The 21,502-nt window shown below is 66.5% G+C and carries 13 protein-coding genes and 2 rRNA genes (1 of these 15 running past the window's edge); 10 read left to right on the top strand and 5 right to left on the bottom strand.

What is annotated here, in order from left to right; genetic code table 11:
- Together PDM28_RS18995 and rrf are read left to right on the top strand one after the other, a co-directional pair.
- Window positions 1-2,223, top strand: a 23S ribosomal RNA gene (locus PDM28_RS18995) (it extends 656 nt beyond the left edge of the window).
- Window positions 2,224-2,349: 126 nt separating this feature from the next.
- A 5S ribosomal RNA gene (rrf, locus tag PDM28_RS18990) occupies window positions 2,350-2,464 on the top strand.
- Between the two features lie 57 nt (window positions 2,465-2,521).
- Here the strand turns inward: rrf and PDM28_RS18985 are convergent.
- Window positions 2,522-3,370, bottom strand: coding sequence for an alpha/beta fold hydrolase (locus PDM28_RS18985; protein WP_311183256.1), 849 nt, complete (start codon window positions 3,368-3,370; stop codon window positions 2,522-2,524).
- Window positions 3,367-4,329 carry a ferrochelatase gene (gene hemH / locus PDM28_RS18980; RefSeq protein ID WP_311183254.1) on the bottom strand — a complete coding sequence of 321 codons (963 nt, stop codon included), beginning with the start codon at window positions 4,327-4,329 and terminating at the stop codon, window positions 3,367-3,369. Before hemH ends, PDM28_RS18985 begins: the two co-directional genes overlap by 4 nt.
- A 134-nt stretch (window positions 4,330-4,463) precedes the next feature.
- Between hemH and PDM28_RS18975 the strand changes: the two genes are divergently transcribed.
- The 4 genes from PDM28_RS18975 (at window position 4,464) to tatC (ending at window position 6,894) form a co-directional block, all read left to right on the top strand.
- Complete coding sequence (locus tag PDM28_RS18975) at window positions 4,464-5,354, top strand: lipid-binding SYLF domain-containing protein (RefSeq protein ID WP_102946152.1); 891 nt, start codon at window positions 4,464-4,466, stop codon at window positions 5,352-5,354.
- A gap of 77 nt (window positions 5,355-5,431) precedes the next feature.
- On the top strand, window positions 5,432-5,662 hold the full coding sequence (gene tatA / locus PDM28_RS18970) for a Sec-independent protein translocase subunit TatA (protein WP_102946153.1): 231 nt from the start codon (window positions 5,432-5,434) through the stop codon (window positions 5,660-5,662).
- A gap of 15 nt (window positions 5,663-5,677) precedes the next feature.
- On the top strand, window positions 5,678-6,148 hold the full coding sequence (gene tatB, locus PDM28_RS18965; protein WP_311183253.1) for a Sec-independent protein translocase protein TatB: 471 nt from the start codon (window positions 5,678-5,680) through the stop codon (window positions 6,146-6,148).
- Entirely contained in the window at window positions 6,145-6,894 is a 750-nt protein-coding gene (gene tatC, locus PDM28_RS18960; RefSeq protein ID WP_311183252.1) for a twin-arginine translocase subunit TatC, read from the top strand. The genes tatB and tatC overlap by 4 nt, the downstream gene beginning before the upstream one ends.
- A 218-nt stretch (window positions 6,895-7,112) precedes the next feature.
- Here tatC and PDM28_RS18955 read toward each other — a convergent pair whose 3' ends face one another.
- The 3 genes from PDM28_RS18955 to PDM28_RS18945 all read right to left on the bottom strand — a co-directional run bounded on the left by PDM28_RS18955 (window position 7,113) and on the right by PDM28_RS18945 (window position 10,647).
- Complete coding sequence (locus PDM28_RS18955; protein ID WP_311183251.1) at window positions 7,113-8,024, bottom strand: BPSS1780 family membrane protein; 912 nt, start codon at window positions 8,022-8,024, stop codon at window positions 7,113-7,115.
- Between the two features lie 102 nt (window positions 8,025-8,126).
- A complete protein-coding gene (locus tag PDM28_RS18950) occupies window positions 8,127-8,846 on the bottom strand; it encodes a glutamine amidotransferase (RefSeq protein ID WP_311183249.1) in 720 nt (239 codons plus the stop codon).
- Entirely contained in the window at window positions 8,818-10,647 is a 1,830-nt protein-coding gene (locus PDM28_RS18945) for a GspE/PulE family protein (protein ID WP_311183247.1), read from the bottom strand. The genes PDM28_RS18950 and PDM28_RS18945 overlap by 29 nt, the downstream gene beginning before the upstream one ends.
- Window positions 10,648-10,726: 79 nt before the next feature.
- Between PDM28_RS18945 and glyQ the strand changes: the two genes are divergently transcribed.
- The 4 genes from glyQ to PDM28_RS18925 all read left to right on the top strand — a co-directional run bounded on the left by glyQ (window position 10,727) and on the right by PDM28_RS18925 (window position 21,406).
- On the top strand, window positions 10,727-11,638 hold the full coding sequence (gene glyQ, locus PDM28_RS18940) for a glycine--tRNA ligase subunit alpha (RefSeq protein WP_102946159.1): 912 nt from the start codon (window positions 10,727-10,729) through the stop codon (window positions 11,636-11,638).
- Window positions 11,635-13,731, top strand: a complete 2,097-nt coding sequence (glyS, locus tag PDM28_RS18935; protein WP_311183246.1) for a glycine--tRNA ligase subunit beta — start codon at window positions 11,635-11,637, stop codon at window positions 13,729-13,731. The genes glyQ and glyS overlap by 4 nt, the downstream gene beginning before the upstream one ends.
- 217 nt (window positions 13,732-13,948) lie before the next feature.
- Window positions 13,949-20,794, top strand: a complete 6,846-nt coding sequence (locus tag PDM28_RS18930) for a hypothetical protein (RefSeq protein ID WP_311183245.1) — start codon at window positions 13,949-13,951, stop codon at window positions 20,792-20,794.
- 84 nt (window positions 20,795-20,878) lie between these two features.
- Window positions 20,879-21,406 carry a hypothetical protein gene (locus PDM28_RS18925; RefSeq protein ID WP_311183244.1) on the top strand — a complete coding sequence of 176 codons (528 nt, stop codon included), beginning with the start codon at window positions 20,879-20,881 and terminating at the stop codon, window positions 21,404-21,406.
- Window positions 21,407-21,502: the final 96 nt, after the last annotated feature.

The raw sequence follows: 21,502 nt of genomic DNA, 5'->3' as shown, positions 1-21,502 counted from the left end.
AAACCGGGTGATCTAGTCATGGCCAGGGTGAAGGTGCCGTAACAGGTACTGGAGGCCCGAACCCACGTCTGTTGCAAAAGACGGGGATGAGCTGTGATTAGGAGTGAAAAGCTAATCGAACCCGGAGATAGCTGGTTCTCCTCGAAAGCTATTTAGGTAGCGCCTCATATGTATCCTCTCGGGGGTAGAGCACTGTTATGGCTAGGGGGTCATCGCGACTTACCAAACCATTGCAAACTCCGAATACCGAGACGGACTGTATGGGAGACACACGGCGGGTGCTAACGTCCGTCGTGAAAAGGGAAACAACCCAGACCCACAGCTAAGGTCCCAAATTCACTGCTAAGTGGAAAACCATGTGGAAAGGCACAGACAGCCAGGAGGTTGGCTTAGAAGCAGCCACCCTTTAAAGAAAGCGTAATAGCTCACTGGTCGAGTCGGTCTGCGGGGAAGATTTAACGGGGCTAAGCAGTGAACCGAAGCTTGGGGTGTGCATATTTATATGTACGCGGTAGAGGAGCGTTCCGTAAGCCGTTGAAGGTGGATTGAGAAGTCTGCTGGAGGTATCGGAAGTGCGAATGCTGACATGAGTAACGATAATGCGGGTGAAAAACCCGCACGCCGAAAGCCCAAGGTTTCCTTGCGCAACGTTAATCGGCGCAGGGTGAGTCGGCCCCTAAGGCGAGGACGAAAGTCGTAGTCGATGGGAAGCAGGTTAATATTCCTGCACCTCGCGTAAGTGCGATGGAGGGACGGAGAAGGTTAGGTGTACCCGGCGTTGGTTGTCCGGGGGAAAGGCGGTAGGTTTGGATCTTTGGCAAATCCGGGATCCTCTAAGACCGAGCACCGAGACGAGTCTTTAAGACAAAGTCACTGATACCACGCTTCCAGGAAAAGCTCCTAAGCTTCAGCTTACGCAGACCGTACCGTAAACCGACACAGGTGGGTAGGATGAGAATTCTCAGGCGCTTGAGAGAACTCGGGTGAAGGAACTAGGCAACATGGCACCGTAACTTCGGGAGAAGGTGCGCCCTTTTTGGTGGCTCATGCGAGCTATAGCTGAAGAGGGCCGCAGAAACCAGGCCGCTGCGACTGTTTATCAAAAACACAGCACTCTGCAAACACGAAAGTGGACGTATAGGGTGTGACGCCTGCCCGGTGCTGGAAGGTTAATTGATGGGGTCAGCCGCAAGGCGAAGCTCTTGATCGAAGCCCCAGTAAACGGCGGCCGTAACTATAACGGTCCTAAGGTAGCGAAATTCCTTGTCGGGTAAGTTCCGACCTGCACGAATGGCGTAACGACAGCGGCGCTGTCTCCACCCGAGACTCAGTGAAATTGAAATCGCTGTGAAGATGCAGCGTTCCCGTGGCAAGACGGAAAGACCCCGTGAACCTTTACTATAGCTTTACACTGAACGTTGAGTTCGTCTGTGTAGGATAGGTGGGAGGCTATGAAACTGTGGCGCTAGCTGCAGTGGAGCCATCCTTGAAATACCACCCTGTCGTGCTTGACGTTCTAACCTGGGCCCATTATCTGGGTCGGGGACCGTGTATGGTGGGTAGTTTGACTGGGGCGGTCTCCTCCTAAAGAGTAACGGAGGAGCTCGAAGGTACGCTCAGCGCGGTCGGACATCGCGCACTGTGTGCAAAGGCATAAGCGTGCTTGACTGCAAGATCGACGGATCAAGCAGGTAGGAAACTAGGACTTAGTGATCCGGTGGTTCTGTATGGAAGGGCCATCGCTCAACGGATAAAAGGTACTCCGGGGATAACAGGCTGATACCGCCCAAGAGTTCATATCGACGGCGGTGTTTGGCACCTCGATGTCGGCTCATCACATCCTGGGGCTGTAGTCGGTCCCAAGGGTATGGCTGTTCGCCATTTAAAGTGGTACGCGAGCTGGGTTCAGAACGTCGTGAGACAGTTCGGTCCCTATCTGCCATGGGCGTTGGAGATTTGAGAGGGGCTGCTCCTAGTACGAGAGGACCGGAGTGGACGAACCTCTGGTGTTCCGGTTGTCACGCCAGTGGCATTGCCGGGTAGCTATGTTCGGAAGCGATAACCGCTGAAAGCATCTAAGCGGGAAGCGCGCCTCAAGATGAGATCTCCCGGGGCACAAGCCCCCTGAAGGAACCATATAGACTATGTGGTTGATAGGTCAGGTGTGTAAGTACAGCAATGTATTGAGCTAACTGATACTAATGATCCGTGTGGCTTGACCATATAACCTCAAGTTGCCTTGGCCGACATGACATGTCGATGGATACCAAGTGCACGCTACGTCACAAGACCTATGAGAGGCTGGCGCCCGAAATCCGACCGGATTCGTGGCGACACTCCAACCGTCTCCCTGGTGAAATTAGCGCTGTGGAACCACCCGATCCCATCCCGAACTCGGAAGTGAAACGCAGCTGCGCCGATGGTAGTGTGGCTCAAGCCATGCGAGAGTAGGTCATCGCCAGGGTTTACACCCCAAAAACCCCGCTGCTCATGCAGCGGGGTTTTTTCTTTGTACCCGAAATTATTCCGCGAGGAATCGCGCGATCACGTCCGCTACGAGCTGCGGGTGCTCCATGTGCAGGTGATGGGTGCCGGGGAATACGTCCAGGCGGCCATCGCGCAGCAGTTTGATGCGCTCGCTGCGCAGCGGTTCGGGGTAGTACGACTGCGCCGGGGTGGCGTAGATCACCTGGGTGGGGCATTCGATCGCGGCGAGCAGATTGTCGATCTGCGCTTCGCTCATCCGCATCGCGGTGGGCAGCATCAGGCGCTGGTCGCTGCACCAGCTGTAGCCGCCTTCGACCGCCATCACCCCGCGCTCGACCAGCAGGCGTGCGCACGGCTCGCTGAGCTGATTGGCCATCATCCGCGCGCGTACCGGCGCGGCCAGGTCGGCAAACACGCGCAGTTTCTTCGAGGGCAGTGCACGCGCGGCGCGCACGTGCTCGCGCAGGCGCTCCGCGGTTTCATCTTCGGGGCCACGCAGGCCGCCGAGTGCTTCAATGGCGACCAGGCGTTCCACGCGTTCGGGCGCCGCCGCAGCGGTGAGGCTGGCGATGCCGGCGCCCATGGAATGACCGAGCAGGATGAAGCGATCCCAGCCCAATGCATCGGCCACGTCCAGAACGTGGCAGATCGCGCCAGGCGTGTTGTACTGGGTGCCATGCGGCAGGTGCGCACTGTGGCCGTGACCCGGAAGGTCGATGGCCACCAGCTGCAGGTCCGGCAGCGCATCGGCCAGCGGTACGAAGCTGGCGGCGTTGTCGAGCCAACCATGCAGCGCCAGAACGCGCGTACCTTCGGTGGCGGCCGAGCGCAGCCCGGCGACGATGCTGCCGTCGACCGGCAGGGTGAACGGTTCCAGCCTCATGTCAGCGCCGCGATGCTCAGCCGCGACAGTGCCAGCGCATGCGCGGGATCGGCATTGAGGCAGGGGATGTAGCGCATCTGCGCGCCGCGCTCGGCCACCGTCTCGGTGAACCCCATCGCCACTTCTTCCAGGGTTTCCAGGCAGTCGGTGGCAAAGCCGGGGCAGACCACGTCGATCTTCTTGATCCCGCGCTCGGCCATCGCCCACAGCGTAGGCTCGGCATACGGTTGCAGCCATTTCTCGCGACCGAAGCGCGACTGGTAGGTGAGCTGCCAGTCGTCAGGGCCCAGCGCCAGCGCCTGCGCGATCGCCTTGGCGCTGGCTTCGCAGCGCTGCGGATACGGATCGCCGGCGTCGGCCAGGCGTTGCGGAATGCCGTGGAAGGAGAACACCAGGCGCTCGCCGCGCCCGTGTTCGGCCCACCAGTGGCGGATGCTGCCGGCCACGGCGGCCACCCAGTCCGGGTCGACCGCGTAGTCGCGCACCAGGGTGACGGTGACGCCCGGATGCCGCGGCTGCCAGTCGCGCACCTGGTCTTCGATGGAGGCGGTGGTGGTGGTGGAGTACTGCGGATACAGCGGCAGCACCACGATCCGTCGCATGCCTTCGGCGGCGAGCCGGTCCAGCTCTGCGGTCAGCGCCGGGGCGCCGTAGCGCATGGCGTGGCGGACGCGCAGGTTGGGCATGAGCTGCTGCATGGCCTTGGCCAGGCGGCGGGTGTGCACCATCAACGGCGAGCCATCGGGCAGCCAGACCTGGGCGTACTTGGCGGCGGACCGGCCGCCGCGCAGGGGCAGGATCAGCCCGTACAGCAGCGGCTTCCACAGCAACGGCGGAATCGCGACCACGCGCGGGTCGCTGAGGAATTCCGCCAGGTAGCGCCGCACCGCAGGGGCGGTGGGCGTCTCGGGTGTGCCTAGATTGACCGCCAGCACGGCGGTGTCGGGTGCGTCGAGCATGGGGACATTCTCGCAGGTCTGCGCGACAGCGCGTGCATACTCATTGCGGATTCATAAGAACCCCACTAATTTCGGGGAAGCGATCTATTTTATGAATCGTCCGTATTTCGATTCCCCCCCTTTCTGGAGCACCCATGCGCCGTTTGAGCCTTGCACTGCTGATCACCGCCAGCCTGCTGTCGACCCCGGCATTCGCCGGGCCGGAGCAGGACCAGCGCGCCCGCAATGCGGTGCGCGTGCTGAATGAGATCCAGGCGATCCCCGAACAGGGCATCCCGGACAAGCTGCTGGATGAAGCCCGGGCGGTGGTGGTCATTCCCGACACGATCAAGGCGGGTCTGGTCATCGGCGGCCGTCGTGGGCATGGCCTGATGTCGGTCAAGAATCCGGACGGCAGCTGGTCGAGCCCGGCGTTCATCAAGCTCACCGGCGGCAGCATCGGCTTCCAGGCCGGTGTGCAGTCGTCGGACGTGGTGCTGGTGTTCCGCAACGATCGCAGCCTGGACAACATCGTCAACGGCAAGTTCACCCTGGGCGCCGATGCCGGCGTGGCGGCCGGTCCGGTCGGGCGCAACGCGGCAGCGGCCACCGACGGGCAGCTGAAGGCGGAGATCTGGTCCTGGTCGCGCGCGCGCGGGCTGTTCGCGGGTGTGGCGCTGGACGGGGCGGTGCTGCAGATCGATGACGAGTCCAACCTGGACGCGTATGGCAGCAACACCACGGCGCGGATGATCATCGAGGGTCGCACCACGGCGCAGCCGTCGATGGACGTGGTGGCCTTCCGCGACCGCCTGGAAGAGGCAACTTACTCGGCCCGCCAGAACCGGGGCACGGCCAGCAGCGCGCCGGCGCCGCGGCCGGCAGGCCCGCAGCCGCAGCAGGCGGCCCCGGCGGTAGCTGAACAGGCCAATGCGGGCGCCACCACGGCGCCGTTGCAGGCGGTTCCAACGCAGCCGGCACCGCAGCAGGGCTTCCAGCCGGTGGGTGAGGGTGAGGTCCGTACCGAGTCGTTGGACGGAAACTGACTTTCGTCACGCGCGCCGCCCTCCCGGCGGTGCGTTATGCTCAAGGCTTGGTTTCCAGGTAATGCGAGCAGAACATCATGGGCAGTTTCAGCATTTGGCATTGGGTGGTGGTACTGGTCATCGTGCTGCTGGTGTTCGGCACCAAGAAGCTGACCAGTGGGGCCAAGGACCTGGGTAGTGCGGTCAAGGAATTCAAGAAGGGCATGCGCGACGACGACGACAAGCCGACCGCGCACTTGAGCGATGAGTCGCGTCCGCAGGATCCGTCGACGACGTCGCAGAACGAGCACGACCGCGACCGTCGCTGATCAAGGCGGCATGCCGTGTTCGATATTGGTTTCAGTGAGCTGCTGGTCATCGCGGTCGTCGCGCTGGTCGTGCTGGGTCCGGAGCGGCTGCCGAAGGCGGCGCGCTTTGCGGGGCTGTGGGTGCGACGTGCGCGCAATCAGTGGGATTCGGTGAAGCAGGAGCTTGAGCGCGAGCTGCACGCGGATGAGATCAAGCGTCAGTTCCGTGAGGCGCAGGAGTCGGTGCGCGACACGGAAGCGCAGCTGCGCGCGAGCGGTGAGGCGGTGCGACGCGAGGCGGAGCAGGTGCGCCAGCAGGTGCATGCGACGGACGCTGCGGTCGCGCCAGGCGAGGAGCCGGTGATGACGGGGCCTGCGCCGGGTTCGCCGGCGAGCGTGGCGCAGCATGTGGTGGCGGAGGAAACCCGCGATGCGATGGCGCCGCCGGGAATCGATGGGCAGGCGCCGCGTGATCCGCCGCCTGCTGCGCCGGAGGTGCCGCGATGAGTGGCAATGAGAATCCGGAAAGCGGGTTGATCGAACACCTGATCGAGTTGCGGGCGCGGTTGATGCGGGCGCTGATCGGGTTGGGGGTGGTGCTGCTGGGGTTGATGCCGTTTTCGCGGCAGATCTACAACTGGCTGGCACACCCGTTGATTTCGCAGCTGCCGAATGGGCAGTCGATGATTGCGATCAATCCGGCGGGGGCGTTCTTTGCGCCGCTGAAGCTGACGTTCTTCGTGGCGTTGTTCATTGCGGTGCCGTGGCTGCTGTACCAGCTGTGGGCGTTCGTGGCACCAGGCCTGTATGCGCGGGAGAAGCGGCTGGCGGTGCCGTTGCTGGCGACGTCGGTGCTGCTGTTCTACATCGGCTGTGCGTTTGCGTATTTCCTGGTGCTGCCGGCGGTGTTCCATTTCCTGACGACGTTCCGGCCGGATGTGATTGCGATCACGCCGGACGCGAATGCGTACCTGGATTTCGTGCTGGCGATCTTCTTTGCGTTCGGCAGCAGTTTCGAGTTGCCGGTGGCGATGGTGATCCTGACGCTGCTGGGCTGGGTGTCGCCGCAGCAGTTCAAGGAAGGCCGGGGTTACGCGATCGTGGGCATTTTCGTGCTGGCGGCGGTGTTGACGCCACCGGACGTGGTGTCGCAGCTGATGCTGGCGATTCCGATGGTGCTGCTCTATGAGCTTGGGATTCACGCTTCGCGGTGGTTGGTGCCTTCGAAAAGCGATGAGAAGCAGACGCAGTGATTCGCTTCGCTTCTAGATTGCGCTGAGAGCAGCGTTTCAGTTCTTACGTGCTGGGGCGGCCGCCGGGCAGCCCCGCTCCGGGACACGCCGTGAACCCGTCCATGGGGGCTGCTAGAAAACATCCATGTTTTCTAGCGTCCCTCCGGGGGCTACCCGGCGGCCGCCCCCGATGGATTGCGGTGTGCGGACAGTAGAGCCGGGCTCTGCCCGGCTCCGACTTATGCTGCGAAGATGTTGCCCGGGCCGTTGCTGGGCGGCACTGGCGGCGGGGTGGTGCGGCCGCGGTGGTCGAACATCTGCTTCCAGGCGGCGTACACGGCGCCTACGTAGAGCGGCATGATGACGGTGGACATGGCCAGCTGCATGACGAAGGCGGCGGCGCCTACGCCGGCGACGAGCATGGCGAGCTGCATGGCGATGACCACGAGGAAGTAGATGCACAGCGTGGCGATCAGGCCGAGCAGCATGAACACGGCCATGGCGCCGAAGTTGCGGATGCAGCCCTGCAGGCTCATGCGCAGGGCGTGCATGCCGCTCTGGTGATCGAACACGACCAGGGCGGGCTGGGTGAACATGGCCATGCTCAGCGCGACGAAGGTGGCGAAGGCGAGCAGGATCCAGAGCAGGATGCGCATCACCGGGACGCCGGCCATGAGGGCCAGGGTTTGTTCGTTGCTGGGGGTGGCGCCGGACTGCTGCAGTTCCTGCATCTTGCGGAACATCTCGGCGGAGGCGGTGAGGCCTTCGCTGCCCATCATCAGGTAGAGCAGCGAACCGAGCGCGATGATGGCGATCAGCTGGATGGCCAGCGGAACCAGCAGGTGGCTGACGCGGCGGTCGCGGATCGGCTGCAGCAGGTGCACGGGAGTGGCGCGGTGGCCGTCGTCGACTTCGCGCACGGCGCAGAGCATGCCGCCGAAGACGAGCGGGCCGACGGCGACCGAAAGAAGCTGGCCGATGACGCCGAGCCAGCTGGGCAGGGCCTGGGCGAGCACGAGGATCAGCGAGCTGACCAACATGCCGATCACGCCAAGGACCGCCAGTTGCAGCGGTGCGCGGCGATACAGGGAAAACGCGTCCAGCAGCCATTGGGCGCCCGCCGAGGCGGGCAGCTTGCGAATCTCGCTCATACCATTCCGAACAGGGGGAAGGGCGCGTGCGCCCTGGATCGGATCGATTATGGCTGTTTTCCGCGCGCCTCACCTGAAGGAAAGGCGCTCGACGCCTGGCTTTCAGTTGTTGCGGGCCTGGCGGACGAAGCGGCGCAGCAGCTGGCGGGCCAGCGGGGCGGCGCTGACGCCGCGGGCAACGCTGCGCGCACAGCCGCCATGGCGGCTGATGCACTCGGCGCGGGCGCGGACGTAGCCGCGCATGTGGTGGGTGGCGAACTCGGGGTGGAACTGCACGCCCCAGGCCTGCTGGCCCCAGCGGAAGGCGTGGCAGTTGTCCTGCGCCGAGCGCGCCAGGATGGCGGCGCCTTCGGGGGCGCGCAGCACGGTTTGCAGGTGGGTGGCGTGGGCCGGGAAGCGGGCCGGCAGGCCGGCGAACAGGGGGTCGTCCACGGCCGAGGGTTCGAGCGCCAGTTCGATGGTGCCGGACTCGCGCCCGGCGGGGTTGTAGGCCACTTCGCCGCCGAGGGCGTGCGCGAGCAGCTGGTGGCCGTAGCAGATGCCGAACACCGGGCGGTTTTCATGGGCGGCGGCGCGCAGCCAGTGCGCGCTGCGCTCGCTCCAGTCGGCGCGGTCGGTGACGTAGGCGGCCGAGCCGCTGATGATGACGCCGGCAAAGTCGCGGTGGTCGGGCAGCTCGTCGCCCTTGACCACGTCGACGACCACGGTTTCGTCGGCGTCCAGGCCGGCGGCGACCCGGATCCAGTGCGGAAAACGGCCGTAGCGGCGCAGCGAGGCGACCGGTTGGCCGGTTTCAAGAATCAGGAAGGGCGTGCGGTTCATCTCGCGGAGGCAGTACGGTCAGGACTTCCTCGATTGTAGTCAGCCCTGCTGCCACCTTTTCAAGTGCCGCGCGACGCAGGGTTCTCACTCCTTCAGCACGCGCGGCCTGGCTGAAACCGGCCAGGTCCATGTCCGCGCGGATCAGCCCACGCAGGCGCGGGCCCAATGGCAGCAACTCATACAGGCCGACACGGCCGAGGAAACCGGTGCGCCGGCAGTCCAGGCAACCGGCCGGTGCATATGGCGTGCCCGACTCTGGTAATGCTTCATCGGCATCAGCCAGGACCGCCCATTGGGCGGCGGTGAGCGGCTTGGGCACCTTGCAGTGCGGGCACAGGGTGCGCACCAGGCGCTGGGCGAGCACGCCGTTGATGGTGCTGGCCAGCAGGTAATGCGGCACGCCCAGGTCGAGCAGGCGGGTGATCGCCGAGGGCGCGTCGTTGGTGTGCAGGGTGGAGAGCACCAGGTGGCCGGTCAGCGAGGCCTGGACCGCCATCTGCGCGGTTTCCAGGTCGCGGATTTCGCCGATCATGATGATGTCCGGGTCCTGCCGCAGCAGGGTGCGCACGCCGGCGGCGAAATCCAGGTCGATGTTGGTCTGCACCTGCATCTGGTTGAATTCCGGGGCGATCATTTCGATCGGATCTTCCACCGTGCACACGTTCACGTCGGGCGTGGCCAGGCGCTTGAGGGTGGAATACAGGGTGGTGGTCTTGCCCGAGCCGGTGGGGCCGGTGACCAGCACGATGCCGTGCGGGCGCTCGACCAGGGTGGTCCAGCCGGCCGCTTCCTGCGGGCTGAAGCCGAGCTGGTCGATGCTCTTGAAGGCCGCGTCGGGGTCGAAGATGCGCATCACGCACTTCTCGCCGAACGCGGTAGGCATGGTGGAGAGGCGCATTTCGACCTCGCGCCCGCCCGGTGAACGGGTCTTGATGCGCCCGTCCTGCGGGCGGCGGCGCTCGGCCAGGTCCATGCGGCCCAGCACCTTGATGCGGCTCACCACGGCGGTCATCACCGCCGGCGGCACCTCGAACACCTTGTGCAGCACGCCGTCGATGCGGAAGCGCATGCGCCCCATGTCGCGACGGGGCTCCAGGTGGATGTCCGAGGCACGCTGTTCGAAGGCGTACTGCAGCAGCCAGTCGACGATGTGCACCACGTGCTGGTCGTCGGCGTTCACATCGCCGGCGCGGCCCAGCTCCACCAGCTGCTCGAAGCTGGGCAGGGTGCCGTTGGTCTCGCTGCGCGAGTCGTTGCGGGCGCCGCGCACCGAGCGGGTGACCCCATAGAACTCCATGGTGTAGCGGTGCAGGTCGAGCGGATTGACCATCGCCAGCTCGATCCGGCGGCGGGTCAGGTGCTGCAGGTCGAGCAGCCATTCCTGGGACAGCGGTTCGCTGGTGGCCACCAGCAGCCGTTCGCTGTCCACCGCCAGCGGCAGGAAGCGGTGGCGGCGGGCGTAGGCGTGCGAGACCAGCGCGGTCACTGCCGAGACGTCCACCCGGGTCGGGTCGATGCGCAGGTAGCGGGTGCCGGTGCGTTCGGCCAGCCACTGGGTCAGGCGCTCCAGGCCCAGTTCGCCGCCGCCGGCCGCGGCCAGCTTCAGGTTGGCCAGCAGCACCAGCGGGTGCACTTCGCTGGCGTTGCGTGCGCCCTGGCCGGTAAAGCGGATGCGCTCCACGTCCTGCGCCGCGACCAGGCCGTCGGCGACCATGGCCGCCGCGACCTGCTCGAACACCAGCCGGCCCGGCGGCAGGGGCTGCGGGGCGGGGGCGAGCGTTGCCGGTGAGCGGTGTTCCATGGCGCCAGAATCCTCGAAGCGGGGGTTGCAGGTCCCTCGCTATACTAGCGCACCCCCTTTGCAGGCAAGAATCCGCCGCATGTCCGCGAACCCGAACGTTCCGATCACTTTCCAGGGCCTGATCCAGACCCTCAACCAGTATTGGGCGCAGCAGGGCTGCGTGCTGATCCAGCCGCTGGACCTGGAGGTCGGTGCCGGCACCTTCCACCCGGCGACCTTCCTGCGCTCGATCGGTCCGGAAAGCTGGAACGCGGCGTACGTGCAGCCCTCGCGCCGTCCCACTGACGGCCGCTACGGCGAGAACCCCAACCGCCTGCAGCGCTACTACCAGTACCAGGTGGCAATGAAGCCGAGTCCGGACAACATCCAGCAGCTGTACCTGGATTCGCTCAAGGCGCTGGGCATCGACCCGCTGGTGCACGACCTGCGCTTCGTCGAGGACAACTGGGAATCGCCGACGCTGGGCGCCTGGGGCCTGGGCTGGGAAGTGTGGCTCAACGGCATGGAAGTGACCCAGTTCACCTACTTCCAGCAGGCCGGTGGCCTGGAGTGCAAGCCGGTGCTGGGCGAGATCACCTACGGTCTCGAGCGCCTGTGCATGTACCTGCAGAACTGCGACAACGTCTACGACCTGGTCTGGACCTACGGTCCGGACGGCACGCCGGTGACCTACGGCGACGTGTACCTGCAGAACGAAGTGGAGCAGAGCACCTACAACTTCGAGTACGCCGACGTGGACGAACTGTTCCACCGCTTCGACGCCTGCGAGAAGGAAGCGCAGAAGCTGGTCGAGGTGGGCCTGCCGCTGCCGGCCTATGAGCAGGTCTGCAAGGCCAGCCATTCGTTCAACCTGCTGGACGCGCGCCGCGCGATCAGCGTGACCGAGCGCCAGCGCTACATCCTGCGCGTGCGCGCGCTGGCCCAGGCGGTGGCAAAACTGTATGAAGCCAAGCGCATCGAAGCGGTGGCGGCCAAGGAGGTGCAGGCATGAGCACGATGCTGCCGCTGTTGATCGAACTGGGTACCGAAGAACTGCCGGTGAAGGCGCTGCCGGGCCTGGCCCAGGCCTTCTTCGATGGTGTTGTGGATGGACTGACCAAGCGTGGCGTGGCCGTTGAAAAGGGCGAGGCCAAGCCGCTTTCGACCCCGCGTCGTCTTGCGGTGCTGCTGCCTGGCGTGGCGGTGGAGCAGCCGGAGCAGAAGGGCGAAGTGCTCGGCCCGTACCTGAACATCGCGCTCGACGCCGACGGCCAGCCGACCAAGGCGCTGCGGGGCTTCGCTGCGAAGGCCGGGATCGACTGGACCGCGCTGGAACGGACCAGCGACGCCAAGGGCGAGCGCTTCGTGCACCGTTCGGTGACCCCGGGCGCGCGCACCGCCAGCCTGCTGCCGGAGATCCTGGCCGAGGCGCTGGCCGGCATGCCGATTCCCAAGCCGATGCGCTGGGGCAGCCACAGCTACGGCTTCGCCCGTCCGGTGCATTGGCTGGTGCTGCTGCACGGCAAGGATGTGGTCGACGCCGAGGTGCTGGGCCTGAAGTCCGACCGCATGAGCCGTGGCCATCGTTTCATGCACGACAAGACCGTGTGGCTGTCGCAGCCGGACGACTATGTGAGCTCGCTGCAGGCCGCCTGCGTGCTGGTCGACCCCGACGCGCGCCGTGCACGCATTGTCGAGGCCGTGAATGCCGAAGCGGCGTCGGCCGGTGGCCAGGCGCGGATCACCGACGACAACCTGGAACAGGTGGTCAACCTGGTCGAATGGCCGGCGCCGGTGCTGTGCAGTTTCGAACGCGAATTCCTGGCGGTGCCGCAGGAAGCGCTGATCGAAACCATGGAAATCAACCAGAAGTTCTTCCCGGTGCTCGACGCCAGCGGCAAGCTCACCGAGAAGTTCATCGGCATCGCCAACATCGAGTCGAAGAACGTGGCCGAAGTGGCCAAGGGCTACGAGCGGGTGATCCGCCCGCGCTTCGCCGACGCCAAGTTCTTCTTCGACGAAGACCTCAAGCAGGGCCTGGAATCGATGGGTGACGGCCTGAAGACCGTGACCTACCAGGCCAAGCTGGGCTCGGTGGCCGACAAGGTGCAGCGCGTGGTCGCGCTGGCCGGGGCGATCGCGCCGCAGGTGGGTGCCGACCCGGTGCTGGCCAAGCGCGCCGCGCTGCTGGCCAAGAACGACCTGCAATCGCGCATGGTCAACGAGTTCCCGGAGCTGCAGGGCATCGCCGGCCGTCATTACGCGGTGACCGGTGGCGAATCGCCCGAGGTCGCGCTGGCGATCGACGAGGCCTACCAGCCGCGCTTCGGTGGCGACGACATCGCACTGTCGGAACTGGGCAAGGTGCTGGCCATCGCCGAGCGCCTGGACACGCTGGCCGGTGGCTTTGCCGCGGGCCTGAAGCCGACCGGCAACAAGGACCCGTTCGCCCTGCGCCGCAATGCGCTGGGCCTGGCACGCACGATCATCGAGTCGGGCTTCGACCTGGACCTGCGCGCGCTGCTGGCCAGCGCGCTGGCCGGGCTGCCGGCCGCCGTGCAGCCCAGTGCGGAGCGCAAGACCGACGCGTTGCCGCAGGAGCTGTACGACTTCATCCTCGACCGCCTGCGCGGCTACTACGCCGACAAGGGCGTGCCGGCCACGCACTTCAATGCGGTGGCCGAGCTGAAGCCGGCGTCGCTGTACGACTTCGACCGCCGCATCGACGCGATCGGCACGTTTGCGGCGCTGCCGGAAGCCGAAGCGTTGGCTGCGGCCAACAAGCGCATCCGCAACATCCTGCGCAAGGCGGACGGCGAGATTCCCGGCATGGTCGACCCGTCGTTGCTGGTGGAACCTGCCGAAAGCGAGTTGGCCGAAGCGGTGGAAGCCGCCATCGATGACAGCAACGCGAGCCTGCACCAGAAGGACTACATGAGCGTGCTGGCGCGCCTGGCCCGCCTGCGCCCGCAGGTGGATGCGTTCTTCGACGCGGTGATGGTCAACGCGGAAGATCCGAAGCTGCGTGCGAACCGCCTGGCCCTGCTCAAGCGCCTGGGCGACCGCCTGGGCAGCGTGGCGGCGATCGAGCATCTGTCCAGCTGACGGCAACGCCCCGTTCCTGCGACACCCTGAAAGCGCCCGACATGTTCGGGCGCTTTCTTTTTCCGTGCATCCGCTCGATTGCGACGAAAAATGCAATCAGTCTGAATCTTGATTGAGCGCATCTACACAAATCGCGAAAAACGATAGATTCATGCAATCGGTACTTCCGGGGGCGGCGTGATAGTCCAGCGCCGCCCCACGTCGTACGGAAGTACCCATGCCCTCGCTAGATCGCGCCGCCCTGCTGCTCTCCACCCTTGATCGGCACACGGCCACCCCCAACGCACCCGCCGCGCAGGATGCGGACAGCATCCGCCCGGACCATGTAGGCAACGCGACACTGCCGTCGACGCTGGCAACCGAAACACTGGCGCGGGTGCTGAGCGACCGCGAAGCCGACGTACGCGGCAGGATCCGGGCGGCCTACCCGCCCGAGAGCTGGAAGGTGGCCGACATCATGGACCGCCATCTCGCCGCAGCGACCACGCAAGCCGAGCGGGACGCGGTTACCGCCCATATGGAAAAGGCGCTGGCCGCGCGCGACCACGAGATCAACGTGGTGCGCGATCTCGGCCTGAACGTGCTGGGCACCGTGCTCGACCGTGCCGCATGGAGCACCCTGCTTGCGGCGCTGCCCAGCTGGGCCAACAACGCAATGAGCGCAGGCCAGGTGGCGCGTGCGGCGTTCAGCGGCAGCTGGAGCAGCCTGGCGGGGGTGCTGCCCTCACTGGCCGCTGTGCTGCCGTCGCTGCGCAGCCATGCCGAGTTCGATGCGCTGCTGCAGTCGCTGCCCGAATCCGTGCGCACCGGCCTGGCCAGCCTGCACGACAGCATCAGTGAAACGGACGCGCAGCTGCGCCCGAACCTGGCCGGCGGCCACCTGCTGTCCGCGCTGGCGGTGGCCGCGCTGCTCTGGCAGGTGCAACGCGCGCTGCCCCCGCCGAGCCGCCAGCTGCAGGGCATCGGCCGTTTCGTCGCGGAGCTGCCCAACCACTGGCAGCGCATCGCCGTGCTCAACGGCGTGGGCGGCGCGCTGCTGGAGCCGGTGGCATCGGCACAGGGAGCAGACCTCGCCGCACCCAAGGTCCCGCTGACGCCTGCGCAGAAGCTGGAACGCATTGCGCATCAGAAGGCGGTGGACCGGCGCGAGGCGATCATTCCGCCGTGGGATGTAGCGAATGTCGGGCAGGAAGTCTGGCAAGCGCCCGGACTGCCTCATTCGGGTGGAGGCGTTGCAACGCCCTTTGCATCTGAGGGAGCTGCCGCAGAGTCGGACGCCGCTGCATCGCCGGCCGCGCGTCCGCAGGTGGGATGGATTCCCTGGTTGGGTGCCGGCCTCACCGCCTTGGGCCAGTGGGGACGCGGCGGCTTCCAACCCGTGCCGCAGGGGCCGCCCTCCATCGAAATGACCGACATGGGCGCGGTGCCGCTCCAGGAAGTGACCGCCAGCACGCCGCTGGTAACAGCGCCGGTGCAGGTCGGCGCGGGCGCAACCGCGGCCGCGACCACCCGCAGCGCGCCCGGCCTGCGCCGCGGCCTGCTGTATGGCGCCGTTGCAGGCAGCCTCGGTGGCCTCGGCGCCGCAGCGTGGGGGCTGAAGCAGTGGTTGTGGCCCGCCGTGCCGGCTGCGGCGACGACCACGGAGGTGGCCAGCCAGCTCGCCAACGCCCCGGTGGAACTGCCGGATGGCAACTGGGGCACTGCACTGGATCTGGTGTTGGGCGATATCGAACCCGCCGCGCGCAGCGGTCGCACCCGACGCGCAGCATCGGCCTCCCCGGCCGCACCCACACCACCGCATCGCAACTACGCCGCACAGCTGCAGGGCGTGACTGCCGCGCAGCTGGACGCCCTGCGCGATGATCCGGAGCTGCTGCAGCAGGTGCAGAGCATGCGCCGCTGGTCGGTGGCGATGGCACACGACATCGCCACGCGTCCAGGTTGGGAATGGGTCGCGAAGTTGCCGACGACCGAGCAGGAGCTGCTGGTCGGCCAATGGCAGGCGCTGCGTGGCCTGCGCCCCGCATTGTCTGCCGTGCAGGACAGCGCCGGCGCGTCGATGCGTGCGGCCCTGCGCACGGCGGGCTGGCAGGGCGACTGGCAGGACATCGAGGTGCGCCTGCCGTCCGCCCGCGTGGCCGGCATGGCCGTGGATGACCGCCTGCCGTTGCTCGAATTCTGCCTGGCCCGTGATGCGCAGGGCACGCCGGTGTTCCTGCGCAACGGCACACCCGTGTCGACCCCCGAACGCGCCCAGCTGACCCGCTTCGTGCGCAGCGCCGAGGCGCGACGCCTGCGTGGCGACATCAACGCCCGTGTCGAGCAGCTGCGCCCGGCGCTGGGTCGCGCGGTGCAGGCGCGCCTGGCCATCGACGCGCTGAAGGCCAAGGCGCACGGCGCACTGGGCAGCGGCAACGCGCACCGGCGTGGCGCCGACGTGGTACTGGGCTTCCTGCAGGGTACGAGCGCGGTGGAGCGCGCGACCCTGACCTACACCGACCGCCTGCCCAATGGCACGCCGATCTCCGTGCAGGTGCCCAATTACCTGGTGCTGCGCAGTGCCGGCGAGCCGGGCCTGCGCGGCCAGGTGGTGCTGTACCGCTCCGACCTGGCCAGCTTCCAGGCGTTTGGCGACGAAGGCGCCTTCCGCCAGTTCCTGGACGCCCAGCGTGCCCGCATCGGCATGTTCGCCGCCAATGGCAGGATCGACGGCACCCTGGCCGGCGACATCGTGCAGGCCGCCATGCCGGCACAACGCGCCGCGCTGCGCGAGCGCGTGCAGTCCTGGGAGTCGCGCTGGTCGCACTACCAGAGCGGCGACCGCAGCGCCAAGGCCTGGAACCCGGCCGACAGTTTCCGGCTCGACTTCGCCCCGGTGGATACGCCGGCAGGCGAACGCCAGGCGTGGGCAGACGCGCTGGTCGTGCACGGGCAGGGACTGGCGCAGCAGCAGCTGGACCGCAACCTGCTGCGCTGGAGTCCGCTCGGGATTGCCAACGTCAACGCGGAAAACGCCTATCGCCTGCAGCAGGACACCGCGCTGCAGAGCCTGCGCCAGCACGCACACGACAGCGTCTGCGACGCGATGACCGGCGCGCTGCGCATGGCCGGGCTGCAAGGATCGCTGGACGGCTTCGACCCGGACCGGGTGCGACTGCGCGTGGGCGTCCACGAGATGGCGCTGACCGACTGGGCCACCAGCGGTTGGCAGCGGCACGGGCTGCGCCGTCCCTCGATGCCGGCCAACCTGCCCGACTGGTCGCCGGACGCGGCCGGCATGCCCGAGGCACGGTTGGAGCCGGCGCCCTGGCTGGACGACCGCACCCTCGACGCGATGCAGCTGGTGGCCTACCAGGCCGGCGCATACGGCACACCGGATATCGACGCCTCGCTTGGCGCGCAGCTGCAGGACCCGGCGCTGCGCCGCGCGCTGTGCGGCGTGCTGGAGGACTACGCCGACAGCAACGCGCTGGCCGATGCCTACATCGAGCACCTGCAGGCGCTGCCGCACAGTGCCGACGGCAATGCATTCGCCGGTGCCCTGGCCGACCAGCTGCGGGCCCGCACCGGGTGGATGATCGAGGTGGCCTACCAGAATGGCGCGATCGACGTGGCCACGCGCACGGCGTTGAAGGCCGCGCACGCACGGCTGGATCCCGACGGCGCGCGGCCGTCGTCGCTGCAGGCGGTCACCCTCAAGGACCATGCGCTGGTCGGGCTGTGGGCGATCCGCAGCACCGCGGGCACCTATGTGTTCCTGCCCGACACCGCGCAGGGCGACCGGCTGCTGGACGCGCGCGCATTCGGCCAATGGCTGCGCCAACCGGGCGCGGAAGCCTACATCCGCGCGCGCGCGCAGTACCGCCACCACCCCGACCTGGCCGCGATGTTCGCGCATACCTCGGCCAGCTACGCCATCCCGGTGGGATTCGCGGCCACGCAGGGCCCTGACGCCGCAGCGGAGGCGCTGATCGCCGCGCGCGTGGACGACGTCGACGAGATGACCGTCAGCCAGCTGGAGCGGTTTGCAGACACCTTCACCCTGATGGGCGCGGTCGGTGTAGGCGCGCTGTGCTCGCTGGCCAGCGGAGGCACCGCCACCCTGCTGTGTCTGGCAGGCACCCTGGGGTTGGTGGGACGAAGCATCGAGGAGGGCTTCGAGCAGTTCGAACGTGGCGACCGTGACGCCGCGCTGATGGCCTTGGCAGAAGCCCTGTACGACGGGATCGACTTCGCGCAGGTCAACCGGATCCGCGAGCTGCTGTACCAGGTGGGCAGGCGCAGCCTGGACACCGTCGCCGACGCAGCCGACGCCCTGCGCCACTGGCGCCTGCAGTCGCGGGCGTTCGCTGCCGACGGCACGCTGGGCACGGCATGGGTGCAGCCACGCGCCACGCTGGAGCAGGCGCCGATGCTGTCACGCCCGCTTCCCGACGGCGGCACGCTGTACCTGCAGCAGGGCCGCGAGTACCTGCAGCGCAACGGTGAGTTCGTCGAGAGCTATGTGGACGGCAACGGCGTGCGCCGCCTGCGCGATCGAAGCGACGGCGACGCAGCCGGCGCGCCGGTGCACTTCAAGGATGGCCAGTGGCGGCGCATGCAACAACGGGCGGCCGTTCGGGTCACCACCACCCCGTTGCCGTCGCCGACCAAGCCGGACTGGATCAAGCGCGTCCCGGAAGCGGAAGTGTTGTCGCCGAACAAGCTGGATCAGCTTGAAGCCGTGTTTGGCTTCATGACGCTCAAGCAGCGGCCGGACACCGACCTGCTGCAGACCGTCCGCGAGATGACGATGACGGCGCGGATCCAGCAGCTCTGCGATTCTCCCGACAGCCTGGGCCTGCCCGGCGACGAAGCGATGGTCCTGCGTGCGTGGGCGGACACGCCTGCGCTCGGCAACGGGCGCAGCGTGGAAACCTACACCGAGGACTTCGGCGATTGGACGCGCGTGGCACGCTTCGGAATGGGACCGGTGGGGCTGCATGTCCGCACCGAGGATGCGCGGACACTGCCCAGCCTGGAGGCCCTGGTCGACGCAGCCGACGAGCTGGCATTGATCGACCGACTGGGCCTGGCCGAAGATGCCAGCCGGCCCGAGCTCATGGCAGCCGTGCGTCGCGAGCTGGGCCGTACCATCGCCGCTGCTCCTGCGCAGAGCCTGCAGACCTGGCAGCGCTGGGCGGCCATGCAACATCGCCTGCCCGCAGCAGCGGACAACCTGGTCAAGCACTACCCCGAACTGACCCGCGCCGAGGCCGAAGCGCTGGTCAGCAGCGACCGCGTGCTGAAACAGCATGCCGAGGCGTGGCTGTTTCCCCAGCGGACCGCCAGCAAGGTGGCCGAAGTGCTCGGCAACCGCTCGCGGCGCAGGCAGCGCGAAGCGGTGGTGGGCGGTCGCATCCGCTCGCTTTCGGAGGTGCAGGAGCTCGGCGCCCATCTCCAGGACGTTCTTCCGGAGCGGGTGTGGACGGTCACGGCCGACACCGCAACCGACGCCGTCATGCTGGTGTTCCGGCGACAGTCACAGGAAGGCGTGGTGGGCCAATTGGCCTTCGGCGCTGACGGTCATCCCTACATCCCGGGTGGCAGCGGTGCCCGCGGTGACATCAAGAGCTGGCAGGAGGGTGTCTTCTCACAACTGACAGCGACCGAGCGGAACGCGCTTTCCGACCCGAGCGCGCTGCGACGCGCGGTCGTGAATCACATGAAGCGGACCCCGCTGATGCGGGTCTGTTCGATGCCGCGCTCGCCCGGTGGCAGGGTAAAGCGGGGTGTAGACGGGTGCGATCCGCCGGCGAGCGTATCGCTGAGTCCGGAGGAAGTTGCTACGCGTGATGCAGTCAACGCGCGGCTGTTCCAGGTGCACACCCGCGCCGAGCAGGAGTACGCCGGCATCCGGGATCTGCAGAACGAGCTTGAGGCGCTGAGACTCGAAAAGCGCGCGCTGCAGGCGCAGGGCCTGGAACTCCCGGACGCCAAGCTGGCGCGCGTGGCTGAACTGGGCGGCAAGGACCTGATGCATGAGCGCAACTTCCGCCTCAAGAACTTCGTCGCCTACGACCTCCAGGATCTGCGACTCAACGGCGAACCCGTTGTGCTCCAAAACTTCCCCTCCCAGGGCGTCGCCTACAGTGGCCCGCCAGTGGCATGGATGAGTAGCCCCGACTACGTGGGCAGCACGCCGATCCGCCGTGTCTTCGTTGCCGATGAACTTGTCGAGAAAAGCTACAAGGGAAAAGGCAAACAACGCACAGCAGCACCGATTCCTCCCATCGATCGCTTCCGTACCGACTACGCGATGGGTGCCGACCTGCTGACCACCAGCAGCGAGCGGGCACGCAGCTCTGGACTGGTGACGTTGACGGACGATGACCTGCGCGCGCGCGTGGGGCCCAATGGAGCCGACGGAGCGCCCGGATGGGTCAGGCTCGCCGACCTGGCCGATGCGCAGTTGGAAGCACTGCCGCGGCATGCGCTTCCTGAAACGCTGCAGAAACTACTCGGCGACGCACGCTTCCTGCCATCGAATGTACGCGACCTCGAACCCGGCAACTACCGGGTGTTCGAGATCCGATCCTGCAGTGAAGGCAAGGCGTTGGACAGCTGGTTTGCTGCGTTGATCGCAGCGAAGCCCGAGCTGGCAGCGCCGCTTCGGGCGGCCAGCAACACACCCGTGGAGGGATTGAGCGGGGAGATGGTGATGATCTCCGACATGCATCCCTGCGCCACCAGTTGCGACCGGCGCCTGACCGCCCTGACCAACGTGCTGAAGCAGGTGAAGCTGCGCGTGTTCTTCCATTTCCTGGACAACCCCGAACGTACCGAATGGCGACTCAACCTCATGATCACCCGGGAGCTGGAACGAACCCGCCCGCAATGGAAAGCGACGGAAAGTGAGCTGGAAGCGGCACGCGCCAGCATCCGAGCCGCGTTGCTGGACAAGGCCCATCCACAACGCAGGGAAGCTGCCGAGGCAGATCTGCTGCATCATCCTCCCGTGGCCAGCGACCTCCCCGTGCCGCGGCTGTGGATGCCGACCGCTGAGGAGGTGGAAATCTTCTAGAGCCCTCGGCTGGCCCGGGCCCGGAGGTAGCGCTGCCACCGGGCATTGCCCGCACATTGGAAGCAGCACGGCGAGGAGCAGAACATGGAGATCAAAGGCAATGGACCCGGCGTGCCGCTGCATCCATCGGATCACCCACGACCGGGCGACCGGCCGGACGCGGAAGCGCCGGCCAGATCGCTGCTCAGCCCTGCGCAGGAACAGGCGCTCCTGGCACTACGCGATCGGGACTTGATTTTCGACCCTCATGCCAGGCGCGCGTTGACCAACGACCTGACAGGCGTGGGGGGCTACCTCACGCAGGGCTGGCTACCGGATGACAGCTACAGGGCCGGGCCGGTAACGCTGATGTGGCACGAAGCGACCTCGCCCGAAGGCGTCGCCTGGGATACCACCAACCTGACCCTCGAGCCGGACGCGCAGGTGATCGGCATGCGCAATACCGATGGGGGCGCAGACAGCTACTTCGTCTGCCGGCCGGATCGGGATGACGTTGAGGGCCCTCCCTGCTTCTTTACCCTCTGCATCGAGTCCGGCCGGCGCACAGGCATGTACGAGATCTTCGTGTCACCGCCGTGCAGCTGGCAGGCGTTTCTCGACCAGTTCGAGTGATGGGCGGACAACGCAAACGGTCGCTAGCGTGAATATCGCGTGATGCCCGACACCCCGGATGGGGTAGATACAGGCTTCGTTTTCAGCCCGTTCCCG

The sequence above is a fragment of the Stenotrophomonas aracearum genome, from assembly GCF_031834615.1.
GTDB lineage: Bacteria > Pseudomonadota > Gammaproteobacteria > Xanthomonadales > Xanthomonadaceae > Stenotrophomonas > Stenotrophomonas aracearum.
The sequence above is the reverse complement of the archived record's forward strand: the minus strand, read 5'-3'. Positions and strand labels throughout refer to the sequence as shown.

What these genes read in the sequence shown, in the direction of transcription:
- PDM28_RS18985 (WP_311183256.1), bottom strand. Translation starts at nt 3,370, where the DNA reads ATGAGGCTGGAACCGTTCACCCTGCCGGTCGACGGCAGCATCGTCGCC.
- hemH (WP_311183254.1), bottom strand. Translation starts at nt 4,329, where the DNA reads ATGCTCGACGCACCCGACACCGCCGTGCTGGCGGTCAATCTAGGCACA.
- PDM28_RS18975 (WP_102946152.1), top strand. Translation starts at nt 4,464, where the DNA reads ATGCGCCGTTTGAGCCTTGCACTGCTGATCACCGCCAGCCTGCTGTCG.
- tatA (WP_102946153.1), top strand. Translation starts at nt 5,432, where the DNA reads ATGGGCAGTTTCAGCATTTGGCATTGGGTGGTGGTACTGGTCATCGTG.
- tatC (WP_311183252.1), top strand. Translation starts at nt 6,145, where the DNA reads ATGAGTGGCAATGAGAATCCGGAAAGCGGGTTGATCGAACACCTGATC.
- PDM28_RS18955 (WP_311183251.1), bottom strand. Translation starts at nt 8,024, where the DNA reads ATGAGCGAGATTCGCAAGCTGCCCGCCTCGGCGGGCGCCCAATGGCTG.
- PDM28_RS18950 (WP_311183249.1), bottom strand. Translation starts at nt 8,846, where the DNA reads ATGAACCGCACGCCCTTCCTGATTCTTGAAACCGGCCAACCGGTCGCC.
- PDM28_RS18945 (WP_311183247.1), bottom strand. Translation starts at nt 10,647, where the DNA reads ATGGAACACCGCTCACCGGCAACGCTCGCCCCCGCCCCGCAGCCCCTG.
- glyQ (WP_102946159.1), top strand. Translation starts at nt 10,727, where the DNA reads ATGTCCGCGAACCCGAACGTTCCGATCACTTTCCAGGGCCTGATCCAG.
- glyS (WP_311183246.1), top strand. Translation starts at nt 11,635, where the DNA reads ATGAGCACGATGCTGCCGCTGTTGATCGAACTGGGTACCGAAGAACTG.
- PDM28_RS18930 (WP_311183245.1), top strand. Translation starts at nt 13,949, where the DNA reads ATGCCCTCGCTAGATCGCGCCGCCCTGCTGCTCTCCACCCTTGATCGG.
- PDM28_RS18925 (WP_311183244.1), top strand. Translation starts at nt 20,879, where the DNA reads ATGGAGATCAAAGGCAATGGACCCGGCGTGCCGCTGCATCCATCGGAT.